The 20,797-nt window shown below is 46.4% G+C and carries 28 protein-coding genes; 24 read left to right on the top strand and 4 right to left on the bottom strand.

What is annotated here, in order from left to right:
- The first annotated feature begins 1 nt into the window (after position 1).
- Positions 2–475, top strand: coding sequence for a pyridoxamine 5'-phosphate oxidase family protein (locus tag INR79_RS16395; protein ID WP_223095125.1), 474 nt, complete (start codon positions 2–4; stop codon positions 473–475).
- Here the strand turns inward: INR79_RS16395 and INR79_RS16390 are convergent.
- Together INR79_RS16390 and INR79_RS16385 are read right to left on the bottom strand one after the other, a co-directional pair.
- Positions 442–912 (bottom strand): TIGR02444 family protein, encoded by a 471-nt coding sequence (locus INR79_RS16390; protein ID WP_022592288.1) that lies wholly within the window; start codon positions 910–912, stop codon positions 442–444. The two genes, INR79_RS16395 and INR79_RS16390, sit on opposite strands and share 34 nt — an antisense overlap.
- Position 913: 1 nt before the next feature.
- Positions 914–2,830, bottom strand: a complete 1,917-nt coding sequence (locus tag INR79_RS16385; protein WP_045965437.1) for an ABC transporter ATP-binding protein — start codon at positions 2,828–2,830, stop codon at positions 914–916.
- A 138-nt stretch (positions 2,831–2,968) separates the two neighbouring features.
- Between INR79_RS16385 and kefG the strand changes: the two genes are divergently transcribed.
- The 5 genes from kefG to INR79_RS16360 all read left to right on the top strand — a co-directional run bounded on the left by kefG (position 2,969) and on the right by INR79_RS16360 (position 7,297).
- Positions 2,969–3,553, top strand: a complete 585-nt coding sequence (kefG, locus tag INR79_RS16380; protein WP_004399880.1) for a glutathione-regulated potassium-efflux system ancillary protein KefG — start codon at positions 2,969–2,971, stop codon at positions 3,551–3,553.
- Positions 3,537–5,321: a glutathione-regulated potassium-efflux system protein KefB gene (kefB, locus tag INR79_RS16375; protein WP_022551719.1), complete on the top strand. Its 1,785-nt coding sequence runs from the start codon at positions 3,537–3,539 to the stop codon at positions 5,319–5,321. The genes kefG and kefB overlap by 17 nt, the downstream gene beginning before the upstream one ends.
- A gap of 8 nt (positions 5,322–5,329) precedes the next feature.
- Positions 5,330–5,530, top strand: a complete 201-nt coding sequence (locus tag INR79_RS16370; protein WP_022551718.1) for a YheV family putative zinc ribbon protein — start codon at positions 5,330–5,332, stop codon at positions 5,528–5,530.
- A gap of 148 nt (positions 5,531–5,678) precedes the next feature.
- The gene (gene slyD, locus INR79_RS16365; protein WP_022592283.1) at positions 5,679–6,233 is read left to right on the top strand and encodes a peptidylprolyl isomerase; all 555 of its coding nucleotides are present in this window, start codon (positions 5,679–5,681) and stop codon (positions 6,231–6,233) included.
- A 122-nt stretch (positions 6,234–6,355) separates the two neighbouring features.
- Positions 6,356–7,297 carry an isoaspartyl peptidase/L-asparaginase family protein gene (locus INR79_RS16360; protein ID WP_022612615.1) on the top strand — a complete coding sequence of 314 codons (942 nt, stop codon included), beginning with the start codon at positions 6,356–6,358 and terminating at the stop codon, positions 7,295–7,297.
- 63 nt (positions 7,298–7,360) lie between these two features.
- On the opposite strand, the gene INR79_RS16355 is transcribed toward INR79_RS16360, so the two are convergent.
- On the bottom strand, positions 7,361–7,582 hold the full coding sequence (locus INR79_RS16355) for a SlyX family protein (protein ID WP_004399885.1): 222 nt from the start codon (positions 7,580–7,582) through the stop codon (positions 7,361–7,363).
- Between the two features lie 5 nt (positions 7,583–7,587).
- The gene (locus INR79_RS16350; protein ID WP_004399886.1) at positions 7,588–8,571 is read right to left on the bottom strand and encodes a WD40 repeat domain-containing protein; all 984 of its coding nucleotides are present in this window, start codon (positions 8,569–8,571) and stop codon (positions 7,588–7,590) included.
- A gap of 140 nt (positions 8,572–8,711) precedes the next feature.
- Between INR79_RS16350 and fkpA the strand changes: the two genes are divergently transcribed.
- The 18 genes from fkpA (at position 8,712) to rplV (ending at position 20,778) form a co-directional block, all read left to right on the top strand.
- Complete coding sequence (gene fkpA / locus INR79_RS16345; RefSeq protein ID WP_022551715.1) at positions 8,712–9,503, top strand: FKBP-type peptidyl-prolyl cis-trans isomerase; 792 nt, start codon at positions 8,712–8,714, stop codon at positions 9,501–9,503.
- A 177-nt stretch (positions 9,504–9,680) separates the two neighbouring features.
- Positions 9,681–10,403 carry a transcriptional regulator gene (locus INR79_RS16340; RefSeq protein ID WP_004399888.1) on the top strand — a complete coding sequence of 241 codons (723 nt, stop codon included), beginning with the start codon at positions 9,681–9,683 and terminating at the stop codon, positions 10,401–10,403.
- Positions 10,400–10,798 (top strand): sulfurtransferase complex subunit TusD, encoded by a 399-nt coding sequence (gene tusD / locus INR79_RS16335; RefSeq protein ID WP_223095123.1) that lies wholly within the window; start codon positions 10,400–10,402, stop codon positions 10,796–10,798. The genes INR79_RS16340 and tusD overlap by 4 nt, the downstream gene beginning before the upstream one ends.
- Positions 10,795–11,151, top strand: coding sequence for a sulfurtransferase complex subunit TusC (gene tusC, locus INR79_RS16330; RefSeq protein WP_223095121.1), 357 nt, complete (start codon positions 10,795–10,797; stop codon positions 11,149–11,151). The genes tusD and tusC overlap by 4 nt, the downstream gene beginning before the upstream one ends.
- 8 nt (positions 11,152–11,159) lie before the next feature.
- Positions 11,160–11,441 carry a sulfurtransferase complex subunit TusB gene (gene tusB, locus INR79_RS16325; protein ID WP_223095119.1) on the top strand — a complete coding sequence of 94 codons (282 nt, stop codon included), beginning with the start codon at positions 11,160–11,162 and terminating at the stop codon, positions 11,439–11,441.
- A 223-nt stretch (positions 11,442–11,664) separates the two neighbouring features.
- Positions 11,665–12,039, top strand: a complete 375-nt coding sequence (gene rpsL, locus INR79_RS16320) for a 30S ribosomal protein S12 (RefSeq protein ID WP_004399892.1) — start codon at positions 11,665–11,667, stop codon at positions 12,037–12,039.
- A 120-nt stretch (positions 12,040–12,159) separates the two neighbouring features.
- Positions 12,160–12,630, top strand: coding sequence for a 30S ribosomal protein S7 (gene rpsG, locus INR79_RS16315; RefSeq protein ID WP_004399893.1), 471 nt, complete (start codon positions 12,160–12,162; stop codon positions 12,628–12,630).
- Between the two features lie 75 nt (positions 12,631–12,705).
- Entirely contained in the window at positions 12,706–14,802 is a 2,097-nt protein-coding gene (fusA, locus tag INR79_RS16310; protein ID WP_004399894.1) for an elongation factor G, read from the top strand.
- A 120-nt stretch (positions 14,803–14,922) separates the two neighbouring features.
- On the top strand, positions 14,923–16,107 hold the full coding sequence (tuf, locus tag INR79_RS16305) for an elongation factor Tu (RefSeq protein ID WP_022551711.1): 1,185 nt from the start codon (positions 14,923–14,925) through the stop codon (positions 16,105–16,107).
- 189 nt (positions 16,108–16,296) lie between these two features.
- Positions 16,297–16,485 (top strand): (2Fe-2S)-binding protein, encoded by a 189-nt coding sequence (locus INR79_RS16300; RefSeq protein WP_004398475.1) that lies wholly within the window; start codon positions 16,297–16,299, stop codon positions 16,483–16,485.
- Between the two features lie 86 nt (positions 16,486–16,571).
- Entirely contained in the window at positions 16,572–17,048 is a 477-nt protein-coding gene (bfr, locus tag INR79_RS16295) for a bacterioferritin (RefSeq protein ID WP_004398474.1), read from the top strand.
- Between the two features lie 373 nt (positions 17,049–17,421).
- On the top strand, positions 17,422–17,733 hold the full coding sequence (gene rpsJ / locus INR79_RS16290; protein WP_001181007.1) for a 30S ribosomal protein S10: 312 nt from the start codon (positions 17,422–17,424) through the stop codon (positions 17,731–17,733).
- A gap of 14 nt (positions 17,734–17,747) precedes the next feature.
- Positions 17,748–18,377, top strand: coding sequence for a 50S ribosomal protein L3 (gene rplC, locus INR79_RS16285; RefSeq protein WP_223095117.1), 630 nt, complete (start codon positions 17,748–17,750; stop codon positions 18,375–18,377).
- Between the two features lie 16 nt (positions 18,378–18,393).
- Positions 18,394–18,996 carry a 50S ribosomal protein L4 gene (gene rplD / locus INR79_RS16280; RefSeq protein WP_004398472.1) on the top strand — a complete coding sequence of 201 codons (603 nt, stop codon included), beginning with the start codon at positions 18,394–18,396 and terminating at the stop codon, positions 18,994–18,996.
- A complete protein-coding gene (gene rplW / locus INR79_RS16275; protein WP_004398471.1) occupies positions 18,993–19,295 on the top strand; it encodes a 50S ribosomal protein L23 in 303 nt (100 codons plus the stop codon). The genes rplD and rplW overlap by 4 nt, the downstream gene beginning before the upstream one ends.
- A 16-nt stretch (positions 19,296–19,311) precedes the next feature.
- Complete coding sequence (rplB, locus tag INR79_RS16270; protein ID WP_004398470.1) at positions 19,312–20,136, top strand: 50S ribosomal protein L2; 825 nt, start codon at positions 19,312–19,314, stop codon at positions 20,134–20,136.
- Positions 20,137–20,156: 20 nt separating this feature from the next.
- Positions 20,157–20,435, top strand: coding sequence for a 30S ribosomal protein S19 (gene rpsS, locus INR79_RS16265; protein WP_004398469.1), 279 nt, complete (start codon positions 20,157–20,159; stop codon positions 20,433–20,435).
- A 10-nt stretch (positions 20,436–20,445) separates the two neighbouring features.
- A complete protein-coding gene (rplV, locus tag INR79_RS16260) occupies positions 20,446–20,778 on the top strand; it encodes a 50S ribosomal protein L22 (RefSeq protein ID WP_004398468.1) in 333 nt (110 codons plus the stop codon).
- Positions 20,779–20,797 lie beyond the last annotated feature (19 nt).

Raw genomic sequence — 20,797 nt, 5'->3', positions numbered from 1 at the left:
TATGCAGTTTGATTTACAAGATATTGCCAGTAGTACGGTGCTTTGCTGGCTGGCAACAACCGATATTAATGGGCAGCCGAATGTCTCCCCGAAAGAAGTGTTCCACTTGGTCGATGCCAATACATTGTTGATTGCGGATATTGCCTCGCCCAACTCCGTCAAAAACATTGCTGAGAATCGTAAGGTGAGTGTATCTCTGCTGGATATTTTTCGTCAGCGAGGCGTAAAGCTGATAGGTGTCGCTAAGTACAAATCGTTCAATGGAGCAACAATATTGGAGAGCGAAAAAATGCTGGTAGAGAAAGCAGGAGACTTTCCAGTAAAAGGCATTATCACCGTGGAGATTGTGAGCACGTCATCGCTTGTTGCACCCAGCTACTGGATTAAGCCTCAAGAGAGTGTTGAAGAGAAAGTGGCATTAGCGATGAAACGCTATGGTGTTCAGCCCGCTGAAGACGTTTCTTCAAAAAACTGAATCAGATGATCAGCCTGAAGATAGCTGCAGTAGGTGGCGACCATTGAGTCGCCCGTATTCTTAGACAGGGTGAGCCCATTGATGCAGTCAACCAGATCGGATTGCTGCTGTTTTTCCAGCAGCAATTCAAATTGAAGTGTTTCTCGGTATAAAGTGTCGGGAAGGTGAGATTTAGATTTCCGGCGCAATTCGCGGTAATTCACCAGCAGGTTTTCAGAGCGAATTAAACAATCTTGGACTGGGTGCCAGTCATCCTGACCAAACGCGAGTTTTTGTTCGTCTAACCACTTTAAAAGTAGAAGCAGGTTAACGTTGCCCTGATATTGGTTTTGCAGAGAAAGACACGCCTCTTTTACCTGACGCACACTGTAGTACTGGAGGCTAAATTGCCACAAGCGTTCTAAAGTGAGCGACAATGATTGCGTGTCTTTGGGCATGCTACTTCATCTCCAGTTCCATCTGCTCAAGAGTTTCCTGCTCTGCCATCCATTCCATTTCAACTTCTTCAAGCTCGGATTTCGCGGTGGCTTGCTGCGACAGTACTTCGTTAAGCTTAGCCTTATTTTCTGCCTGATAAAGCTCGGTATCGCTTAACTGCGTTTCTGTATCTGACAAAATTTGACCGAGTTTATCCATTTTTTGTTCCAGTTTTGTCAGGTTTTTGCGAATTGGCGCGGTAAGTTTGCGAAATTCCGCTTCTTTCCGTTTTTGTTCTTTTCGTGCCGCAGCACTGTTATCTGTACTCTTTTCGGGAGCGGAAGCTTGCAATTCCTTTCGCTCGGCTTTTTGTTGTTCAGTCAGCCACCTGTAGTAATCGTTCAGGTCACCATCAAACGGGGCAACCTGACGGTCGTGGACCAGATACAAATCATCGGTGGTGGCACGCAGTAAGTATCTGTCGTGGCTGACTATGACCATCGCCCCTTCAAAGGTTTGCAGAGCAAGCGTGAGTGCCTGACGCATGTCCAGATCCAGGTGGTTGGTTGGCTCATCGAGTAAAAGCAGATTGGGCTTTTGCCAGACGATCAAAGCCAGAACCAGACGCGCTTTTTCACCGCCAGAAAATGGGGCGACCTTTTCCAGTGCTTTATCTCCCTGGAAGCCAAAGCTTCCTAAATAATCACGGAGTTGTTGCTCGGTTTTGTCAGGGGCAATTTGCATCATATGTTGAAGTGGGGTCTCTTCTGGATGCAGTGTCTCAAGTTGGTGCTGTGCGAAGTAGCCAATCTTCACGCCCTGAGAATAGGTGAACTCGCCTGATTGCGACTTCAGTTCGCCTGAAAGCAGTTTGATGAGCGTAGATTTACCAGCACCGTTGCGACCTAAAAGACCAATTCGACTGCCCGGGACAAGGTTCAATCGGATCTTTTCGAGAATCAGGTTTTCACCGTAACCCGCTGAAACTTCATCCATCATTAGAATCGGGTTTGGCAGCGCCGCTGGCTCGCGAAACTCAAAGCTGAACGGGTTATCGAATTGGGCAGGTAGCACCTTCTCCATTTTCTCCAGCGCTTTGATTCGGCTTTGTGCTTGTCTTGCTTTCGAGGCTTTATAACGGAATCGGTCGATGTAGCTCTGCATGTGTGCCATCTGCTTTTGCTGCTTTTGATACATGGCTTGCTGCAAGATCAGCTTTTGAGCTCGTTGATTTTCAAACGATGAGTAGTTACCCGTGTATTCATTCAGAAGCTGATTCTCGATATGGATTATTCTGCCGACAATCGGATCCAGAAAGTCCCTGTCGTGCGAGATCAGAATCAGTGTGCCCGGGTACGTTTGCAGCCAACGCTCCAGCCACATTACGGCATCCAGATCCAAGTGGTTGGTTGGCTCATCAAGCAATAACAGGTCTGAACGACAAAGCAGTGCTTGTGCCAGGTTCAGTCGCATTCGCCAGCCACCCGAAAACTGAGTCAGGCTCCATTCCATTTGTTCTTGGCTGAAGCCCAAGCCATCTAATAGCTCAGCGGCACGTGCTTTGATTGTGTATCCACCAATGACTTCAATCTTGCCGTGCAGTTCAGCAACCAGTGTGCCGTTGTCCTGTTGTTCTGCTTTGGCAAGCTGGTCTTCCAAGTCTCTAAATTCTCTATCGCCATCAATCACATATTCGATGGCTTTTCTTTCAAGTGCTGGCGTCTCCTGAGCTACCCAAGCGAGCTCCCATTGACTAGGCTTATGAAAGGTACCTGCATCAATGGAAAGTTCATCTTTAAGGAGGGCAAACAGCGTCGACTTACCACAACCGTTTTTTCCGACCAGACCGACTTTGTCTCCGGGGTGAATGGTTGCGCTGGCTTGATCTAGCAGGGGCTTGCCGCCTCGAAGGAGTTGGATGTCAGAAAAGGTAATCATAGTGCTCGTGTCGAATAAGAGAATTTAACGGTTCGAATACTATGGGGAATCATGATAAATGTCGATCATTATACAAATTACGATATGATGGATTAACGGAAAAACAACAACATGCCGTGAAGGAAGACGTCAGAAAGCATGACTGTTATTCAAGAAAAAGCTCAAGCATTGCCGAAAATTCTGGTGATTTACGTTCACCCAGATCCGGACAACTCGGTCGCCAATCAAGTGATGATCAATCAGATCCGCGGGTTAGACCATGTGACGGTTCACGATCTGTATGCCCATTATCCCGATTTCTTTATTGATGTTGCTCACGAACATCAACTGCTTCTCGATCACGACATCATCGTCTTTCAACACCCTCTATATATGTACTCCTGCCCAGCGTTGCTCAAGGAATGGATGGATCGCGTTCTCGGTAAAGGGTTTGCTTTTGGGGAAGGCTGTGCCTTAGCCGACAAACACTGGCGAAGCGTGATTACCACAGGTGGTGCGCAAGACGCCTTTGCTGCGAGTGGTTACAACAAGTACCCGATGCAGGAAATCCTTCAGCCTTTTGAGCTGACCGCTTTGCTTTGCCGAATGAAATGGGTTGAACCACTTATTTTATATTGGGCACGGAATACCTCCGATGTAGAGCGCTATCAGCATGCCGAGCGTTACCGTCACTGGCTACTCAATCCACTGAATGAAGGAGATGCGTATGGCAGCGACGAGTGAGATTCTGACAAGCACCGCCATTTTCCTTTCAGCGGCGGTGGTCGCCGTACCTTTGGCACAGCGTATGGGTCTGGGGTCGGTACTGGGTTATCTACTGGCAGGGATCGCAATCGGTCCTTGGGGTATGGGGCTTATCAGTGATGTAGAAGCCATATTGCATTTCGCGGAATTTGGTGTGGTTTTACTGCTGTTTCTGATTGGTCTTGAACTGAATCCGAGTAAGCTCTGGCAGATGCGACGTCCCATTCTGGGGTTAGGTGGCGCACAGGTGGTGATCACCACTGGGGTGATTTCTTCCATCGTCTACTACGGCGGTGTTTCCTGGCAAAGCAGTTTAGTCATCGGTATGGGGTTAGCCCTATCTTCCACGGCGATTGCACTTCGGGTAATCGAAGAGCAAGGGTGGACTGGAACGGAGACGGGTCAGTCTGGGTTTGCGGTCCTGCTTTTTCAGGACATCGCAGTTATCCCTATGCTGGCGATGATCCCTATTTTAGCAGGTGGCAGCGGTGGAGACTGGCTGGATGCAATTAAAACCTTTGGCGGAATTGCAGGGTTGTTGGTCGTCGGGCATTACTTATTGCGACCTGCTTTTCGATACATCGTATTAACCGGCGTTCGAGAACTCTTTACTGCGACCGCGCTATTGCTGGTGGTGGGCATCGCTCTCATCATGCAGCAGCTTGGGCTCTCCATGGCATTGGGTACTTTCCTTGCCGGTGTGCTTCTGGCAGAAAGTGAATATCGCCACGAATTAGAGATAGCGATTGAACCTTTCAAAGGGTTATTGCTTGGTCTCTTCTTTATTGCAGTCGGTATGGCGGTCAATCTCGGTCTGTTAGTTATAGAGCCTGTCGAGGTGCTTGTGGCGGTAGTGCTGCTGATCTCGATTAAAGCCAGCGTGCTATATATGTTGGGGCGTTTCTTCGGAACCCGTGCGAAAGCGCGCAGCTCGATGGCCGTGATTTTGAGTCAAGGGGGGGAGTTTGCGTTCGTTATCTTCACCGCGGCGCAGGCAGAAAATCTTCTCGACCCTGAATTGGGGGCATTTCTCCTTGTTGTGGTCAGTATCTCAATGGTGACCACACCGCTACTGCTTCTGATTCAAAAGCGTTGGTTTGCGCGTACAATCAATGATGGAGATGGCATCCCATCTGATGTTGTTGATCGTCGTCCGAAAGTAATTATCGCTGGATTCGGTCGTTTTGGTCAGGTGGTAGGACGTTTGATGTATGCCAACAAGGTCCGCGTTACAGTATTGGAAAGTGATGCCAGCCAAATTCAATTGCTGCGTAAGTTCGGGTATAAAGTGTTTTACGGCGATGCTACTCAGCTTGATTTACTTCGGGCAGCCGGAGCCGCTAAGGCTGAAGCGATTGTGGTGTGTACCGATTCTCCGGATGAAGTGATGAAAATCGTCGACTTATGCCGACATCACTTTCCAAACTTAAAAGTATTGGCCAGAGCGCGAAGTCGTGTCGAGGCGTATCAATTGCTTAATCACGGCGTCGATGCGTTTTCGAGGGAAACGTTTCTCGGTGCTCTGGATTTAGGAAGGCAGACTTTAGTTCAAATGGGGATGCATCCTTATCAGGCAAAAAGAGCCACTTCGCACTTTAAAAAGCTCGATATGAAAATGTTGGAAGAGCTTTTACCAGAGCACAGCGAAGACAAAGAGCTTGCCATGCGAGCCAAAGAAGCGCGCAAAGAACTGGAAGAAATTTTCGGGCGCGAGATGGAAAACGATTCCCGTCAGAACTGGGAATAGAGGTAAACGTGAAAATAAAGAAACGATTTATTGCAGGCGCAAGCTGCCCACAGTGTAAGGAAAAAGACACATTACGCTGGTGGGAAGAAAACAGCGTCGAAGTGGTGGAATGTGTCGACTGCGATTACGTAGAACAACGCACATCTAAAGCCGTAGAGCAAAGTGAGCATGCCAGCCAGGATATGATTGGCATTTTTAAGCCAGATTAACGCTTTTGTTTTTTGAGTATTTGTTAGCCGTAAAGAAAACCACGCTTTCATTGTGTTTTGATATTTCATCCCCATAATAGCGTGGTCACTAAATATTTTTCCTGGGTATGAGCGTTCTCCCAGGATTTCAAACCTCCTTGGAGTCATCATGAAAATTGAAAAAAACGTGGTTGTAAGTCTGGCTTACCAGGTAAAAACCGAAGACGGTGTAGTTGTTGACCAGTCTACGGCTGAAGCACCTCTTGACTATCTTCACGGTCACAACAACCTGATCACAGGTCTTGAGAAAGAGTTGGACGGTAAAGCGGTAGGCGAGAAGTTCACAGCTACGGTTGCTCCTGAAGATGCTTACGGTGAGCACAACGACGCGCTGGTACAACGTGTACCTGCAAACGTATTCCAGGGAGTCGATGAAATCGAAGTAGGTATGCGCTTTATGGCGGATACAGACCAGGGGCCAATCCCAGTAGAAGTGACAGAAGTTGATGGCGATGAAGTCGTTGTTGATGGAAACCACATGCTTGCAGGTCAGACACTGACGTTTGACGTAGAAGTGATTTCGACTCGTGAAGCAACGGCTGAAGAAATCGAGCACGGTCACATTCATCAAGAAGGTGGTTGCTGCGGTGATGACCATGATCACGACCACGATCATGGCGAAAAAGACGGCTGCTGCGGTGGTGGTAGCTGCGGTTCACACTAATTCGCTGGATTAGTGTCGCTTAAAGTGAACAAGTTTGAGAACGCCGACTGATGACTCAGTTGGCGTTTTTTTATGACCTGTGAGAAATTAGCCCGGCAGTTTTTAGAAATTAAGGATACGTTATGACCAAGCCTTTTTCCATTGCTATTCACGGTGGAGCTGGAACCATTCTGCGAGACAAAATGACCTCTGAAATGAGAGCGGAATACCAGCAAGTCCTGACCGAATCTGTAAAAGCAGGTCACAAGATCTTAGCTTCCGGTGGTGATGCACTAGACGCTGTAGTTGAAGCAGTGAAAGTGATGGAAGACAGTCCTTTGTTTAACGCAGGTAAAGGTTCGGTGCTGACCAATAGCGAAATGGTCGAAATGGACGCATCAATAATGCATGGTGCTGCGAGTGAAGCTGGTGCCATCGCTGGAGTCAGACATATTAAGAACCCCGTTGAGCTGGCTCGTGATGTAATGAAAAAAAGCAATCACGTATTTCTTATTGGTGAAGGAGCAGAAGCCTTCGCATTTGAACACGGCTACGAATTTACCGAGCAAGATTACTTTTTCACTGAACGTCGTTACGAACAGCTTCAGACAATGAAAGAAAAAGGGCTTTTCGCGCTTTCTGAGTCCAAATACCCGGACGATAAAAAATACGGAACGGTTGGCGCAGTGGCTCTCGATAGCAGTGGCAACTTAGCTGCTGCAACCAGCACGGGTGGCGTTACCAATAAAAAATACGGTCGGGTTGGGGATTCCGCTTTGATTGGCTGCGGTACCTTCGCTGAAAATGGCAACGTTGCAGTGTCAACAACTGGCATGGGTGAGTACTTTATTCGTAAAACGGTCGCTTCTGATGTGGCAGCGCGAATGAAGTATCTAAAAGAAGATGTGCATACCGCCAGCGAAACCGTGATTCAGGGCGAGCTAAAAGCCATGGGAGGGGAAGGTGGCTTAATTGCGCTGGATGCCAATGGCGATATTCACTTTGGGATGAACAGTTCGGGCATGTATCGAGCCAGCATTGATCCTTCCGGTAAGCTGGAAGTGAAAATTTTCTCTGACGAATAACAAAAATGCGGGCAATTGCCCGCATTCTCTATTTCATAATCCAAATTGAGGTGCCACAGAGCTTTAGTAGTGTGGAGGTGGCGTCTCTTCAGAAGCATCCGCCATATTGGACGCATCCATATTCTTAACCTTACCCACCACGTATTTCATCTGATCCTGCATTTTAGAGATCAGCAATTGTTGCTGGCTTAACGCATCGTTTAACTCTTCAATGGTTTGCTCCTGAAACGCCAACTGGCATTCCAAGTCTTCGATACGTTGTTGTAATTCCTTGTCGCTTTGCATTTGTATTACTCAGTTTCTATCCGCCACGCTTGTGCAATGCCTGCTGACGTGCCGGAAATGATTCTTTGCTGCTGGTCAAAGGTCGCATCATACACTACCGCACGCGGAGGACGAGCATCTTTTTGCGGCTCGACTTCCCAGTAATCCAGTCGTTTCCCGGTTTGTACATCCCACAGCATGACACGACTTCCCGGCGTTCCCGTCACCAGATGGCGACCATCGTCAGAGAATCGAGCCGATGTGAAAATTAATTGTCTGTCAAAGGCTTTTAGTTCAGAGATCTTTTCACCGTTGGATAAATCCCAAACATAAGCATCATTTGAACCATCGGAAGTAAACGCCAGTTTTCCATCTCGCTGGAGTGCTACTCTGTTAATTCTTGCACCATGTTCAAATTTATAAAGTGCCAGACCTGTCTGCGTATCCCACAAATAGGCGTTATAATCGTTGCCGCCGGACAGTGCGAAGCGACCATTGGGGGAAATAGCCACAGAATTCACTTTTTCTCTGTGAGCAAGGAACTCCAATCGGCGACCAGTGACTAAGTCCACATAAATCGCTTTGCCGTTTGATAAACCCAGTAGAACTTGTTCACCATTGCTGGAAATATCGATATCTCGGATGAGCCCGTCTGAAATGGACCAAAGCCCCTGAGCTTGAGTCCAGCCTAAATCCCACACAGCAAAGTTCTGTTGGGTAGCGGTGATGGCAAAGCGCCCGTTATCGGCGATTCGAATATGGGAAACGGTGTTGGCTTCGGGATCTTGAGCGCCTAGTTGGGCGAGTTCTTCATTATTTTCAAGATCCCACAGCAGGAGCTGATGCTCTTTTGAATAAAGCAAAGCGAATCGTCCATCCCGGCTTAAACCGAAGCTGGTGGTGCCTGTTGGCTCAATATCCCAACGTTGGTCATTTTTTTGGGTAAAAAAGCACCCATTTAACAAAAGGATGACAATGGTGAGAACAACAGAGTGAGAAACTGTTCGCATCGCTGTAGAAATCCGGTTTGTGTCAGTGGACATGAAACCAGTATATTGATACCACAACTTTTTTGCACGAAACTGTGCAAGATATTTAGGGGTCGTCGGAGAGACTCTCCGTCACACAAATTATGAATTTGGAGAAATAAATGAAACCTTTGTTTAAGGCGTCACTGCTAGCTGCAACTGTAGCTCTAGCTGTAGGCTGTCAAGAAGAAGTAAAAGAAGAGCCGAAAGTAGAAGAAACAGCACAAACGGAACAAGCTGCTCCAGCTGTGACTTTCCAGAACGAAGATGAAAAAGCGGCGTACGCGATTGGTGTGTCTTTTGCTAACTACCTAAACACCAGCATTGAGAAGCCTAAAGAAATCGGTATCGAGCTGAAAAAAGAATTGGTGCTTAAAGGTATCGAAGATGTATTTGGTGAGAGCGCTGCACTGAACGAAGATGAAATCCGCTTGGCGCTTGAGTCGCTAGACAAGCGTGTTGCAGAGAAGATGCAAGCACAGGCGGCTGAGAAAGCGGCAGCATCTAAGAAAGAAGGTGACGACTTCCGCGCTGAATTTGCTAAGCAAGAAGGTGTGAGTAAGACAGAATCTGGTCTTCTTTATCAAGTGCTAAACTCTGCTGAAGGTAGCTCTCCAAAAGAAACAGATACTGTTGTTGTTCATTACTCAGGTACGTTGATCGATGGTACTAAGTTCGACAGCTCTTACGATCGTGATCAGCCAGCGACGTTCCCTCTAAACCGAGTTATCCCTGGTTGGACTGAAGGTGTTCAGCTAATGCAGGTGGGTTCTAAGTACAAGTTCGTTATCCCGCCAGAACTGGCATACGGCGAGCAGGACACACCAACGATTCCAGCAAACTCAACACTTGTATTCGAAGTTGAGCTGCTTGAAATCGACGGCGGCGAAGAAGCGGAAACAGCGACTCAGTAAGCACTCGCTTTCATTTTAAAAAGAGCTCTTCGGGGCTCTTTTTTAGTTTGTGCAGAAGTAATTCAGTGCAATGTTTGCTCTAAGTCACTAGATAGTATGGTTATCCGTGCCCGTTTCAAATATTCTGATAAACTTCTACCAAATAGTTGAGATAAGAAAGCACTAGGTAAGGTGACCGTGAATACATCAGAAGCAATTTATGCAGACTCGCTGCTAGAGATGGAGTCGATAGATGTGAAGCCGTTTACAGAACACGATAAAATCATCCTTCGATCTTATGAAGCGGTAGTCGACGGGCTGGCCAGCCTTATTGGCGCCCATTGTGAAATCGTCCTTCACTCTCTCGAAGACTTAAACACGTCTGCTATTAAAATTGCTAACGGTGAAAACACCGGTCGTCAGGTCGGCTCACCGATCACCGATATGGCACTCAAGATGTTAAAAGACATCGAAGGGTCAGAGCGTAACTTTTCACGATCTTACTTTACTCGCGCCAAAGGTGGCGTACTGATGAAGTCCATCACTATTGCGATTCGCAATGGTGAAAACCGCGTGATAGGGCTTCTTTGTATCAACATCAACCTGGATGTACCTTTTTCTCAGGTACTTCAGGCGTTCATGCCAAACGAGGAAGCGAAAGAGGCGGCATCATCGGTAAACTTTGCCAGTGACGTTGAAGAGCTGGTGGATCAGACGGTTGAACGAACCATTGAAGAAATCAATGCGGACAAGTCAGTCTCAAATAACACTAAGAATCGCCAAATCGTGATGGATCTTTATGACAAAGGCATCTTTGACATTAAAGACGCGATCAACCGAGTGGCGGATCGACTGAATATCTCCAAACACACGGTTTACCTGTATATCCGTCAGCGTAAAACCGAGGATGGCGAGAAGTGAGCCTATCACTCAGTTACACCCTGATCGTAAATGGCGGAGTGTACGGAAGCCAGTCAGCAAGAAACGCCTACCAATTTGCACAAGCGCTGTTAGAAAAAGGGCACACTCTGGTGAGTGTGTTCTTTTATCAGGATGGTGTGTCTAACGGCACGCAGCTTTCTGTACCAGCTAACGATGAATTTGATTTAACCAAAGCGTGGCAATCTCTTGCGAAAGAGCATCAGGTTCGGTTAGAGACTTGTGTTGCAGCAGCGCTGCGCCGTGGCATTGTGAGTGAAGATGAAGCAAGCCAGCATGAGCTAGGGCAACATAACTTAGCTAGTGAGTTTGAACAGGCGGGATTGGGCAGCTTGGCAGAAGCCATGTTACAGCAAGACAGAGTGGTGCAGTTTTGAGTCAACTAACTTTTGTTTTTCGAAGCGCGCCCCATTCGACCAGCGCGGGTAGGGAAGGAGTCGATGCATTGCTTGCGGCTTCGGCATATTGTGAAGACATTACCGTTTTATTTATTGGGGATGGTGTGACTCAGTTAGTTTCAGCTCAGGACACCTCTTCTATTCTAAGCAAAAACTACCTGCCAATGTTTAAGCTGTTTGACCTTTACGACATTGAAAGCGTCTATGTATGTGAGTCTTCTCTAAAGGAGCGAGGGTTGGCAGAGGCTGAGTTGGTAATAGATGCTCAGCGTCAGTCGAAAGCAGACTTGGTCCAGCATCTTCAATCTTCCAATAAAGTGCTGACGTTTTAGGTAAACACATGCTTCATATCATCAAAACTCAATTCGCAATTGCTGACGCAATGTCTTATGTATCCGATAACGATGCAATCCTGTTGGTGGAAGATGCTGTGTATGTAAGTAACACTGAGCATAGTGGTTTTACTCATCTTTCAAAATCGATTTCTGAATGCTATGTACTTGAAGCGGATCTCAATGCAAGAGGCGTTGTTAGCTTCGTAAATAGCAACATTCAGGTAGTCGATTTTCTTGGCTGGGTAGCATTAACGGAGCAATATCAACAATCGATGACATGGGAGTAATGACGCTCCCATTTTTCATGTAATGCCTATATCGCGTCACAGCATTTTCTTCTTTTCTTCACGTGTATTTCATCAGACCAGCGAAGCTGGGAAAAAAGATCTGTATATTTCTTGACACTCACCCCCCTGCTGCATAGAATTTTGCGTCCCCAATTGTACTAGGTACATTTTGGGGAATAGATTTTTCACAAAGCTTACTTTCAAGTAATTCAGGAGCTAGTTAATGGCAACTATTAACCAGTTGGTACGTAAGCCACGTGCAAAGCAAGTTGTTAAAAGCAACGTGCCAGCACTAGAAGCGTGCCCACAAAAACGTGGTGTATGTACTCGTGTTTACACTACTACACCTAAAAAACCTAACTCAGCACTTCGTAAAGTTTGTCGTGTACGTCTGACAAACGGCTTCGAAGTAACATCGTACATCGGTGGTGAAGGTCACAACCTTCAAGAGCACAGTGTTGTACTAATCCGTGGCGGTCGTGTAAAAGACCTTCCGGGTGTACGTTACCACACTGTTCGCGGTGCACTTGACTGTGCTGGCGTTAACGACCGTAAACAAGGTCGTTCTAAGTACGGTGTGAAGCGTCCTAAGTCTTAATGTCCCTTTTCTGTTTACAGAAAGGCGTTAAGTAAGGCCAAACACTAAATTTTCATTTTTATTTTTGAAGAAACTGAAAAGTTTTGGATAACCTGAAGAATAAGACAACGGAGAATTTCCATGCCACGTCGTCGCGTCATCGGTCAGCGTAAGATCCTTCCAGATCCTAAGTTCAAATCTGAATTGCTGGCAAAATTCGTTAACATCCTAATGGTTGACGGTAAAAAATCTACTGCAGAGAAAATTGTTTACACTGCACTAGACACAATGGCTGAAAAGTCTGGTAAAGACCACTTAGCTGTATTTGAAGAAGCTCTTGAAAATGTTCGCCCTGCGGTAGAAGTTAAGTCTCGCCGTGTGGGTGGTTCAACTTACCAAGTACCTGTAGAAGTACGTCCGGTTCGCCGTAACGCACTTGCTATGCGTTGGTTGGTTGAAGCTGCGCGTAAGCGTGGTGAAAAATCTATGGCTGCTCGCCTAGCTGCTGAAATGCTAGACGCTGCTGAAAACAAAGGTACTGCGGTTAAGAAACGTGAAGACGTTCACCGCATGGCTGACGCGAACAAAGCGTTTGCTCATTACCGCTGGTAATACCTTCTGTGCTGCGAGGTTCTCTCGCAGCACTTTTCTATTTCCTAAGGTGAACCTTAGTAAGAGGATACAATCGTGGCTCGTAAAACTCCTATTGAGCGCTACCGTAACATCGGTATCTGTGCTCACGTAGATGCAGGTAAGACAACCACAACTGAGCGTATTCTGTTCTACACTGGCCTTTCTCACAAAATCGGCGAAGTTCACGATGGTGCTGCAACCATGGACTGGATGGAGCAGGAGCAGGAGCGTGGTATCACAATCACTTCAGCTGCGACTACTACTTTCTGGCGTGGTATGGAAGCACAGTTCCAAGATCATCGCGTAAACATCATTGATACCCCTGGACACGTAGACTTTACTATCGAAGTAGAGCGTTCTCTTCGTGTACTTGACGGTGCAGTGGTCGTATTCTGTGGCTCATCTGGTGTTGAACCTCAGTCTGAAACTGTATGGCGTCAAGCTGACAAGTACCAAGTTCCAAGAATGGTATTTGTAAACAAGATGGACCGTGCGGGTGCAGACTTCCTACGCGTTGTGGACCAAATTAAAGATCGTCTTGGTGCGAACCCAGTTCCAATCCAATTAAACATTGGTGCGGAAGATGAGTTCAAAGGTGTCATCGACCTTATCAAGATGAAAGCTATCAACTGGAATGAGGCCGACCAAGGCATGACGTTCACATACGAAGACATTCCAGCTGACATGCAAGAACTTGCTGAAGAATGGCATTCTAACCTTGTTGAAGTTGCGGCTGAAGCAAGTGAAGAGCTGATGGAAAAATACCTTGAAGAAGGCGAACTAACAGAAGCTGAAATCAAGGAAGCACTTCGTACTCGTACACTAAACAACGAAATCGTATTGGCTACATGTGGCAGTGCGTTCAAAAACAAAGGTGTACAAGCGGTACTGGATGCTGTGATTGAATTCCTGCCTTCACCTGTTGATGTACCTGCAATTAAAGGTATTGATGACAGAGACAACGAAGTTGAACGTCATGCAGACGACAACGAACCGTTCTCTGCTCTGGCATTTAAGATCGCAACAGACCCATTCGTAGGTACGCTGACATTCATGCGTGTCTATTCTGGCGTTGTGAACTCTGGCGACAGCGTCTATAACTCTGTTAAGCAAAAACGTGAGCGTTTTGGACGTATTGTTCAGATGCACTCGAACAAGCGTGAAGAAATCAAAGAGATTCGCGCGGGTGATATTGCTGCAGCAGTAGGTCTGAAAGACGTAACAACAGGTGACACTCTGTGTAACCAAGACCATAAAGTGGTTCTGGAGCGCATGGAATTCCCTGAGCCGGTAATCCAAATTGCGGTTGAGCCTCGTTCTAAGGCAGACCAGGAAAAAATGGGTATTGCGCTAGGTAAACTAGCTGCTGAAGACCCTTCTTTCCGTGTAGAAACCGACGACGAAACAGGTCAAACACTGATCTCAGGCATGGGTGAGCTTCACCTGGATATCATTGTTGATCGTATGAAACGAGAGTTCAGCGTTGACTGTAATGTCGGTAAACCTCAGGTTGCTTACCGTGAAACTATCCGTGGTGCCACGGAAGTGGAAGGCAAATTCGTTCGCCAGTCAGGTGGTCGCGGTCAATACGGTCACGTATGGCTGAAACTAGAACCTGCTGAAGTTGGCGACGGTTTTGTTTTTGTTGATGAGATCGTTGGTGGTGTGATTCCTAAGGAATACATCAGCTCAGTATCGAAAGGTATTGAAGAGCAAATGAACAACGGTGTGTTGGCTGGCTATCCTGTACTGGATGTGAAAGCAACACTATTCGACGGTTCATTCCACGATGTCGACTCAAGTGAGATGGCGTTTAAAATCGCTGGCTCCATGGCCTTTAAGAAAGGTGCGCTTGAAGCACAACCTGTTCTTTTAGAGCCAATGATGAAAGTTGAAGTAACGACTCCAGAAGACTGGATGGGTGATGTGGTAGGCGATCTTAACCGTCGTCGCGGCATCATCGAAGGCATGGACGAGGGGACAGCTGGCCTGAAGATAATTCGTGCACAAGTTCCGTTGTCAGCTATGTTCGGTTACGCAACTGACTTACGTTCTGCGACACAAGGTCGTGCTTCTTACTCTATGGAGTTTAGTGAGTACGCTGAAGTGCCGAAAAATGTTGCGGAAGCAATCATTGCAGAGCGTGGATAACCGTTATTTGATTAATAACGAATCTATTGCGCTGGCGAGAGTTGGCGCATAAAATAGCAAATTCTGGCGCACCTTGGAGCATAAATTCAGGGTGAATCATAACTAGGAAGGAACACGATCGTGTCTAAAGAAAAATTTGAACGTACGAAACCGCACGTAAACGTTGGTACTATCGGCCACGTTGACCACGGTAAAACAACTCTAACTGCTGCAATCTGTACTACTCTAGCTAAAGTGTACGGCGGTGAAGCGAAAGACTTCGCATCTATCGATAACGCTCCAGAAGAGCGTGAGCGTGGTATCACAATCGCAACGTCTCACGTTGAGTACGACACTCCATCACGTCACTACGCACACGTAGACTGCCCAGGACACGCTGACTATGTTAAAAACATGATCACAGGTGCTGCGCAAATGGACGGTGGTATCCTAGTTGTAGCTGCGACTGATGGCCCAATGCCTCAAACTCGTGAGCACATCCTACTAGGCCGTCAGGTTGGTATCCCATACATCATCGTATTCATGAACAAGTGTGACATGGTTGATGATGAAGAGCTTCTAGAGCTAGTAGAAATGGAAGTTCGTGAACTTCTTTCTGAGTACGAATTCCCAGGTGATGACCTACCAGTAATCCAAGGTTCAGCTCTTGGCGCTCTAAACGGCGAGAAGCAGTGGGAAGACAAGATTGTTGAGCTTGCAGAAGCACTAGATTCTTACATCCCAGAGCCAGAGCGTGCTGTAGACCAGCCGTTCCTACTACCGATTGAAGACGTATTCTCAATCCAGGGTCGTGGTACAGTAGTAACTGGTCGTATCGAGCGTGGTATCCTAACAGTAGGTGACGACGTAGAGATCGTAGGTATCAAAGAAACTACAACTACTACATGTACTGGTGTAGAGATGTTCCGTAAGCTTCTAGACGAAGGTCGTGCGGGTGAGAACGTTGGTGCACTTCTACGTGGTACTAAGCGTGATGAAGTAGAGCGTGGTCAAGTACTGGCTGCACCTGGTTCAATCAACCCACACACTAAGTTCGAATCAGAAGTATACGTACTGTCTAAAGATGAAGGTGGTCGTCACACTCCATTCTTCAAAGGTTACCGTCCACAGTTCTACTTCCGTACAACTGACGTAACTGGTGACATCCAGCTTCCAGAAGGCGTTGAAATGGTAATGCCTGGCGACAACGTACAAATGACTGTTGAACTAATCGCTCCAATCGCGATGGACGAAGGTCTACGTTTCGCAATCCGTGAAGGTGGCCGTACAGTAGGTGCTGGTGTTGTTGCGAAAATCTTCGACTAATATCGAATGATTTTGCGATAATCGCATCTTGAAAAGAGGAGCTTAGGCTCCTCTTTTTGTTTATGTATCAATTCCTTTCTTATCCCTTCACCTTTATATAACCAATCATTCTAATCAAAATGCCAATAGGATTGGCAATGCTAACCATTCTCGTTTATATTTCTAATTGAAGTAAATTGGATGTAAAAAATGTTTGTTTGTATTTGCCACGGTGTATCCGACAAAAAAATTCGACAGCTTGCTCTTGAAGAGGGCATCACAGATATCAAGGGAATTAGGCAGTGTACGCCACTCGGATCTCAATGTGGTAAATGCGTAAAAAGTGCGAAGGAAATTCTTAACGACACAGTAGCAACATTATATAAGAAAGTCGGCTAACTCATTTTTGAGAATGCCCTAAAATGATTTTGACACCTTCTTAATTGGTTCTAAAGTTAAAAGAGCCGATCAAGGAGGGCTTTGTCATGAAAGGTGATCCAAAAATCATCCAACACCTTAACACCATTTTAGGAAACGAACTTGTTGCTATTAATCAGTACTTCTTACATGCACGCATGTACAAAGATTGGGGCTTAAAGCACCTTGCTGAAAAAGAGTACGAAGAATCTATTGACGAAATGAAACATGCCGATCATCTGATTGAGCGTATTTTGTTTCTTGAAGGTTTGCCAAATTTGCAAGATCTCGGCAAGTTGATGATAGGTGAAGACACCAAGGAAATGTTGGAGTGCGACCTTAAGCTAGAAATGGACGCAATCCCGGATCTGAAAGAAGCAATTGCCTATGCGGAAAATGTTCGCGACTTTGTTTCAAGAGACCTTTTTCAGGATATCTTAGAAGACGAAGAAGAACATGTTGATTGGCTTGAAACGCAGCTTGGCTTAATAGATAAGGTCGGGATCGAAAACTACCAACAAGCTCAGTTTGTCGACGAAGACTAGCTTAGACCGCTCAATTACACAAAAAGCGAACCCCAAATGGTTCGCTTTTTTGCTATTTGCCTTCTTTTTAGACTAATTTTCCAACGACTCTTGCATACAACTTTGTGATCTGTATAATACCGCGCACTGGCTTAGCCAGTTGTGAACCAATGAGCAGTGAGGAGTAAGCGTTCCGCTTAGTAATGTAAACTCAGCTTATGTTCGCGGTTAATACAATTAGCGACCTTTCGAGGTAAAGTTAATCGAAAATTAACTGACAATGTATCCGATTTGGATACTACGGTTTCACATAAATCAATCGGCATTCTCTCGTCTATTCGAGTATGAGTGGCGATATTGTTTGTGTAATTTATTATTATTGGAGCTCTGTCTCATGCAGAACCAACGTATTCGTATCCGCCTTAAAGCTTTCGATTACAAACTGATCGACGCTTCTACAGCGGAAATCGTTGAAACAGCAAAGCGTACCGGCGCACAGGTTCGTGGTCCTATCCCACTTCCTACTCGTAAAGAGCGTTTCACTGTTCTTATCTCTCCACACGTCAACAAAGATGCACGTGACCAGTACGAAATCCGTACTCACAAGCGTCTAATCGACATCGTAGAGCCAACTGACAAAACTGTTGACGCTCTGATGCGCCTAGATCTAGCTGCTGGCGTTGACGTACAAATCAGCCTAGGTTAAGGGAGATTAGAAGAATGATTGGTCTAGTCGGACGTAAAGTGGGTATGACCCGCGTATTTACCGAAGAAGGCGTTTCTATCCCAGTAACTGTTGTTGAGGTTGAAGCGAACCGTATTTCTCAAGTGAAAACTCTTGAGACTGATGGCTATGCAGCAATCCAGGTAACTACTGGTACGAAGAAAGCTAACCGTGTTGTTAAAGCCGAAGCTGGTCACTTTGCGAAAGCAGGTGTTGAAGCAGGTCGCGGTCTTTGGGAATTCCGTATAGAAAACGGCGAAGAGTTTGAAGTTGGCGCTGAGCTAAACGTAGAACTTTTCAACGAAGTTAAAAAAGTAGACGTTACTGGCACATCTAAAGGTAAAGGTTTCCAAGGCGCTGTTAAGCGTTGGAATTTCCGTACTCAAGATATGTCTCACGGTAACTCATTGTCTCACCGTGCTCCTGGTTCTATCGGTCAATGTCAGACTCCAGGTCGCGTGTTTAAAGGCAAGAAAATGGCAGGTCACATGGGTGCTGAGCGTGTAACGACTCAAAACCTAGAGATCGTACGCGTAGACGCTGAGCGCAATCTGCTTCTTATTAAAGGTGCAGTACCAGGCGCAACTGGCGGCAACGTGATCGTAAAACCAGCTGTTAAAGCATAACGTCTAGGAGTAAGTAATGGAATTGATGGTTAAAGGTGCTGATGCACTAACTGTTTCCGAGACTACTTTCGGACGTGACTTCAACGAAGCTCTTGTACACCAAGTAGTTGTTGCGTACGCAGCAGGTGCTCGTCAAGGTACTCGTGCTCAAAAGACTCGTTCTGAAGTATCTGGCGGTGGCGCTAAGCCATGGCGTCAAAAAGGTACTGGCCGTGCACGTGCTGGTACAATCCGTAGCCCAATCTGGCGTACAGGTGGTGTTACTTTTGCTGCGAAACCACAAGATCACAGCCAAAAAGTAAACAAGAAAATGTACCGTGGTGCTATGAAGAGCATTCTTTCTGAGCTAGTTCGTCAAGAGCGTCTAATCGTTGTTGATAGCTTCTCAGTTGAAGCGCCAAAAACTAAAGAGCTTGTAGCTAAGCTTAAAGAGCTTGAGCTAACTGACGCGCTAATCGTGACTAGCGAAGTAGATGAGAATCTATTCCTAGCTGCTCGTAACCTATACAAAGTTGACGCACGTGACGTTGCTGGTATCGACCCAGTTTCACTAATCGCGTTCGACAAAGTTGTAATGACTGCTGAAGCAGTTAAGCAAGTTGAGGAGATGCTAGCATGATCACTGAAGAGCGTATCCTAAAAGTTCTACGTGCGCCGCACATCTCTGAAAAAGCAACCATGGCTGCTGAGAAAGCGAACACTATCGTTTTCAAAGTAGCAAAAGATGCAACTAAAAAAGAGATCAAAGCTGCTGTAGAAAAGCTTTTTGAAGTTGAAGTTAAGTCTGTAAATACTCTTATCACTAAGGGTAAGACCAAACGTCAAGGTCTACGCCAAGGTCGCCGCAGCGACGTTAAGAAAGCGTACGTTACTTTGAAAGAAGGTCAAGATCTTGACTTTGTTGGCGGCGCGGAATAACAGGAGTAGTTGAAAAATGGCTATTGTTAAATGTAAGCCGACTTCCCCTGGTCGTCGTCATGTTGTTAAAGTTGTTAACGCTGACCTACACAAGGGCAAGCCATACGCACCTCTTCTAGAGAAAAACTCTAAGAACGGTGGTCGTAACAACAACGGTCGTATCACAGTACGTCACATCGGCGGTGGTCACAAGCATCACTACCGTGTAATTGACTTCAAACGTACTAAAGATGGTATCCCAGCGAAAGTTGAGCGTCTTGAATACGATCCAAACCGTAGCGCAAACATCGCTCTAGTTCTGTACGCAGACGGTGAGCGCCGCTACATCATCGCACCAAAAGGCATCCAAGCTGGTGACCAGATTCAATCTGGTGTAGATGCGCCAATCAAAGCAGGTAACACTCTGCCGATGCGCAACATCCCTGTAGGTTCTACAGTTCACTGTGTTGAACTTAAGCCTGGTAAAGGTGCTCAGCTAGCTCGTTCGGCTGGTGCTTACGCTCAAATCGTTGCTCGTGACGGTGCGTACGTAACTATCCGTCTACGTTCTGGCGAAATGCGCAAAGTTCTTTCTGAAGGCCGTGCAACAATCGGTGAAGTTGGTAACTCTGAGCACATGCTACGTGAACTTGGTAAAGCTGGTGCTTCACGCTGGCGCGGCGTACGTCCAACCGTACGTGGTGTAGTAATGAACCCGGTTGATCACCCACACGGTGGTGGTGAAGGTCGCACATCTGGCGGTCGTCACCCAGTATCTCCTTGGGGTATGCCTACTAAGGGCTTCAAGACTCGTAAGAACAAACGCACTGACAAGTACATCGTACGTCGTCGTAACAAGTAATCTATATAAGAGGAATCGCCATGCCACGTTCTCTCAAGAAAGGTCCATTTATTGACCTACACTTGCTGAAGAAGGTAGAGAAAGCGGTGGAAAGCGGAGACAAGAAGCCTATTAAGACTTGGTCCCGTCGCTCAATGATCATTCCATCAATGATTGGTTTGACCATCGCTGTCCATAATGGTCGTCAACACGTTCCAGTATTTGTAACTGATGAAATGATCGGTCACAAACTGGGCGAATTCGCACCTACTCGTACTTACCGCGGTCACGCTGCGGATAAGAAAGCTAAGAAGAAATAAGGAGTAAATAATGGAAGCTATTGCTAAACATAACTTTGCTCGTATTTCTCCTCAGAAAGCTCGCTTAGTTGCAGACCAAATCCGCGGTAAATCTGTGGATCAGGCTCTAGAACTTCTAACTTTCAGCAACAAAAAAGCTGCTGAACTAATCAAGAAAGTTCTGGAATCAGCAATCGCGAATGCAGAGCATAACGAAGGTGCAGACATCGACGATCTGAATGTCGCTAAAATCTTCGTAGATGAAGGCCCAACCATGAAGCGTATTATGCCTCGTGCGAAAGGTCGTGCGGATCGTATCTTGAAGCGTTCAAGCCACATCACTGTTGTTGTAGCAGATCGCTAAGAGACTAGGAGAGTAAGCA

The sequence above is a fragment of the Vibrio sp. SCSIO 43132 genome (assembly GCF_019904195.1).
Classification (GTDB): Bacteria; Pseudomonadota; Gammaproteobacteria; order Enterobacterales; family Vibrionaceae; genus Vibrio; species Vibrio nigripulchritudo.
Note: the sequence above shows the minus strand (reverse complement) of the source record. Positions and strands in the feature narration are given on the sequence as shown.

What these genes read in the sequence shown, in the direction of transcription:
- INR79_RS16360 (WP_022612615.1), top strand. Translation starts at nt 6,356, where the DNA reads ATGACCAAGCCTTTTTCCATTGCTATTCACGGTGGAGCTGGAACCATT.
- rpsJ (WP_001181007.1), top strand. Translation starts at nt 17,422, where the DNA reads ATGCAGAACCAACGTATTCGTATCCGCCTTAAAGCTTTCGATTACAAA.
- fkpA (WP_022551715.1), top strand. Translation starts at nt 8,712, where the DNA reads ATGAAACCTTTGTTTAAGGCGTCACTGCTAGCTGCAACTGTAGCTCTA.
- rpsS (WP_004398469.1), top strand. Translation starts at nt 20,157, where the DNA reads ATGCCACGTTCTCTCAAGAAAGGTCCATTTATTGACCTACACTTGCTG.
- INR79_RS16390 (WP_022592288.1), bottom strand. Translation starts at nt 912, where the DNA reads ATGCCCAAAGACACGCAATCATTGTCGCTCACTTTAGAACGCTTGTGG.
- rpsL (WP_004399892.1), top strand. Translation starts at nt 11,665, where the DNA reads ATGGCAACTATTAACCAGTTGGTACGTAAGCCACGTGCAAAGCAAGTT.
- rplD (WP_004398472.1), top strand. Translation starts at nt 18,394, where the DNA reads ATGGAATTGATGGTTAAAGGTGCTGATGCACTAACTGTTTCCGAGACT.
- INR79_RS16355 (WP_004399885.1), bottom strand. Translation starts at nt 7,582, where the DNA reads ATGCAAAGCGACAAGGAATTACAACAACGTATCGAAGACTTGGAATGC.
- bfr (WP_004398474.1), top strand. Translation starts at nt 16,572, where the DNA reads ATGAAAGGTGATCCAAAAATCATCCAACACCTTAACACCATTTTAGGA.
- tusB (WP_223095119.1), top strand. Translation starts at nt 11,160, where the DNA reads ATGCTTCATATCATCAAAACTCAATTCGCAATTGCTGACGCAATGTCT.
- INR79_RS16395 (WP_223095125.1), top strand. Translation starts at nt 2, where the DNA reads ATGCAGTTTGATTTACAAGATATTGCCAGTAGTACGGTGCTTTGCTGG.
- kefG (WP_004399880.1), top strand. Translation starts at nt 2,969, where the DNA reads ATGACTGTTATTCAAGAAAAAGCTCAAGCATTGCCGAAAATTCTGGTG.
- INR79_RS16385 (WP_045965437.1), bottom strand. Translation starts at nt 2,830, where the DNA reads ATGATTACCTTTTCTGACATCCAACTCCTTCGAGGCGGCAAGCCCCTG.
- rplV (WP_004398468.1), top strand. Translation starts at nt 20,446, where the DNA reads ATGGAAGCTATTGCTAAACATAACTTTGCTCGTATTTCTCCTCAGAAA.
- rplB (WP_004398470.1), top strand. Translation starts at nt 19,312, where the DNA reads ATGGCTATTGTTAAATGTAAGCCGACTTCCCCTGGTCGTCGTCATGTT.
- rplC (WP_223095117.1), top strand. Translation starts at nt 17,748, where the DNA reads ATGATTGGTCTAGTCGGACGTAAAGTGGGTATGACCCGCGTATTTACC.
- INR79_RS16300 (WP_004398475.1), top strand. Translation starts at nt 16,297, where the DNA reads ATGTTTGTTTGTATTTGCCACGGTGTATCCGACAAAAAAATTCGACAG.
- rplW (WP_004398471.1), top strand. Translation starts at nt 18,993, where the DNA reads ATGATCACTGAAGAGCGTATCCTAAAAGTTCTACGTGCGCCGCACATC.
- rpsG (WP_004399893.1), top strand. Translation starts at nt 12,160, where the DNA reads ATGCCACGTCGTCGCGTCATCGGTCAGCGTAAGATCCTTCCAGATCCT.
- slyD (WP_022592283.1), top strand. Translation starts at nt 5,679, where the DNA reads ATGAAAATTGAAAAAAACGTGGTTGTAAGTCTGGCTTACCAGGTAAAA.
- kefB (WP_022551719.1), top strand. Translation starts at nt 3,537, where the DNA reads ATGGCAGCGACGAGTGAGATTCTGACAAGCACCGCCATTTTCCTTTCA.
- INR79_RS16350 (WP_004399886.1), bottom strand. Translation starts at nt 8,571, where the DNA reads ATGCGAACAGTTTCTCACTCTGTTGTTCTCACCATTGTCATCCTTTTG.